This is a genomic window from Micromonospora sp. NPDC049175, from assembly GCF_043197345.1.
Taxonomy (GTDB): Bacteria; Actinomycetota; Actinomycetes; order Mycobacteriales; family Micromonosporaceae; genus Micromonospora.
On sequence record NZ_JBICSY010000023.1, the window covers coordinates 1 to 3,298 of the forward strand.

Annotated in this window: 2 protein-coding genes; both read left to right on the forward strand. The window is 70.5% G+C overall.

Features of this window, described 5'->3' with window-relative positions:
• On the forward strand, nt 1-2,260 hold a 2,260-nt coding region (locus ACGFH8_RS35085), incomplete at its 5' end, for a type I polyketide synthase (protein WP_393375998.1).
• Nucleotides 2,261-2,287: 27 nt separating this feature from the next.
• Nucleotides 2,288-3,298, forward strand: a 1,011-nt coding sequence (locus tag ACGFH8_RS35090; protein ID WP_393376000.1) for a beta-ketoacyl synthase N-terminal-like domain-containing protein, incomplete at its 3' end; no start/stop codon positions are given.

Below are 3,298 nucleotides of genomic sequence, written 5' to 3' on the forward strand. Positions count from 1 at the left end.
CCCCTCCGACGTCCAGGTCCAGATCACCCCGACCGGCACCGACGGCCACCACGACCTGACCATCACCTCTCCCACCGGCCTACACGCCACCGGCACCCTCACCACCGACAGCCGACCAGAAACAGACCCCGACCTCACCGCCTGGCCACCACCGGGAGCCGAGCCAGTCGATGTCGACGATCTCTACGATCGGCTGGCCGATGTCGGCTTCGCGTACGGCCCGCTCTTCCAAGGCCTGCAGGCCGCGTGGATCGGCGGTGACGACGTCTACGCCGACGTCGTCCTGCCCGATGGCACCGACACCACCGGCTACGGCATTCATCCCGCACTGCTGGACGCAGCGCTGCAGGGTTTGCTGTTCGGTGCTGCCGCGGACAACGGCCTTCCCCGGCTGCCGTTCGCCTTCGAGCAGGTTCGGCTGCATCGCACCGGAGTCGGGGCGCTGCGGATAAGTCTGCGGCGGCTCGGGGAGGACCGGGTTCGGGTGACGGCGGCTGACTCGGCGGGTGTGCCGGTTGCCTCGATCGGCTCGTTGACGATGCGGCCGTTCGACGCGGCGGTGGTGCCGCAGACCGGTCCGCGGTACGCCGTCGAGTGGGTACCCGCAGTGCCCGGTAGTGCGCCGGACGTCAGTGGTGACGTCGTCGTCGAGGTGCCGTCCGGTGAGCTGATCGACGTGGTCACCGGCGCGCTGACGGCGATCCAGGACTTCCTCACCGGTGGTGACCCGGGCCGGCTCGTGCTGGTGACCCGGGGCGCGGTGGCGGCCGTCGCCGGTGAGCCGGTTATCGATCCCATCCACGCGGCGGTCTGGGGACTGGCTCGTTCCGCGCAGTCCGAGCACCCCGGCCGGATCGTCATCGTGGACGGTGACCCGGACGCCGGTCGCGGCAGCGGTGAGCCGCAGGTCGCGGTACGCGGCGGCAAGGTTCTGGTGCCGCGGTTGAGGCAATTGCGCGACCCGGTGACCGCGCCTGTCTGGGATGGCACCGTGCTCATCACCGGCGGCACCGGCACCCTCGGCAAACTTGTGGCCCGGCATCTCGTGCAGCGGCATGGTGTGCGCAGCCTGATCCTGGCAAGCCGTAGCGGAACGGTGGCCGGACTGGACGACCTGGACGCCACGATCCGGGTCGTTGCCTGCGATGTTACCGATCGCGCCGCCGTCGACGCCCTGCTCGCCCAGGTGCCGGAGGAGCAGCCGCTGACTGCCGTGATCCACGCGGCAGGTGTGCTCGACGATGCCACTGTCGAACAGCTCACGCCGGAGCGGCTCACGGCGGTCCTACAAGCGAAGGCGACGGCCGCCCACCACCTGCACGAGGCCACCCGCGACCGCGAGCTGCGGGCGTTCGTGCTCTTCTCGTCGATCGCGGGCGTCCTCGGCAGCCCGGGCCAGGCCAACTACGCTGCCGCGAACGCCTACCTCGACGCGCTCGCCGAGGCCCGGCACGCGGATGGGCTGCCCGCCACGTCGATTGCCTGGGGAATGTGGGCGCAGCTCAGCGACATGACCCGCGAACTCGGCGACGGCGGCCGGAGGATGAGCACTGCGGGGCTGCGGCCACTGCGCACCGAGGCGGCCCTGGCGCTGCTGGACACCGCCGTCGGCGGCGACCGGCCCGCGATCACGGCCGCCGACCTCGACCTGGTCGCGTGGCGCGACGCGGAACCCGCTGCCGTACCAGTTCTGCTGCGCAACCTGCGCCCCACCGGCAGGCGGAGCCCGGCAGCGGAGAACGGTCCAAGCTGGACCGCCCGGATCGCCGCCCTGCCCGAGACGGAGCAGGATCGCCTTGTCCTGGACCTGGTGCGCTCCTCGGTGGCCCAGATCCTCGGCCACGCCTCGCCGGACGCCGTCGAACCCGGCCAGGGCTTCCTGGACATGGGCTTCGACTCACTGACCGCGCTGGAACTGCGCAACCTGCTCGGCGCACGCACCGGCACCCGGCTGCCCGCAACACTGATCTTCGACTTCCCGACACCGCAGGCGCTGGCTGGGCGGCTACGACCCGACCCGGAGGCGGCGCAGCTCGCCCTGGTCACCCCTGTCGTCGCCGAACTCGACAGGTTGACCGTCGCGCTGGCCGGGCAGAGCGCGAGCAGTCGGGCGCGAACCGAGCTCACCGGCCGGCTGCAGGCGTGCCTCGACCGGCTGGCCGGCGGCGGTGACGGCGCCGCCGAGGCGCGGCTCACCACGGACGAGGAGATGTTCGCGTTCATCGACAACTCCTTGAGCCGCACCGATCTGGCCAACTGACCCGTCCAAACGACCGCGAGGGTGAACATGGCGACCGAGGACCAGCTCCGCGAATATCTGCGACGGGCCACCACCGAACTGCAGGAGACCCGCCGGCAACTGGGTGAGGTGCGGGCCAGGACCCGCGAGCCGATCGCGATCGTCGGAATGGCCTGCCGCTATCCCGGTGGAGTCCGGACGCCGGAACAGCTGTGGGAACTCGTCAGCACCGGCACCGACGGCATCACCGCCTTCCCCGACGACCGCGGCTGGGAGACCGGCGAGTTCGGCCCCGACCCGCAGGGCGGATTCCTCTACGACGCGGCCGATTTCGACGCCGCCTTCTTCGGGATCAGTCCGCGTGAGGCGCTGGCGATGGACCCGCAGCAGCGCCTGCTGTTGGAGACGTCGTGGGAGGCGTTCGAGCGGGCTGGCATCGATCCCACGTCGGTCCGCGGCAGCCGCACCGGCGTCTTCACCGGGCTGATGTACGCCGACTACGGCGCCCGGCTGCACAAGGTGCCCGAGGCGATCGAGGGCTACCTCGGCAACGGAAACATCGGCAGCGTCGCCTCCGGTCGAGTCGCCTACACCTTCGGTCTCGAAGGCCCCGCGGTGACCGTGGACACCGCCTGCTCCTCGTCGCTGGTCGCACTACACCTGGCGGCGCAGGCACTGCGCCAGGGCGAGTGCGACCTCGCCCTGGCGGGGGGCGTCACCACCATGTCATCGCCCCGGGTCTTCGTCGACTTCCTGCGGCAGGGCGGCTTGGCGGCCGATGGTCGATGCAAATCATTTGCCGGTACGGCGGATGGAACGGGTTGGGGTGAGGGTGTCGGCCTGCTTCTGGTGGAGCGGTTGTCGGATGCGCAGCGGAATGGTCATCCGGTGCTGGCGGTGGTGCGCGGTAGTGCGGTGAATCAGGACGGAGCAAGTAGCCGTCTGACCGCGCCGAATGGGCCCGCGCAGGAGCGTGTTATTCGGCAGGCGTTGGCTAATGCGCGTTTGTCGGTGGTGGATGTGGATGTGGTGGAGGCGCATGGTACGGGTACGACGTTG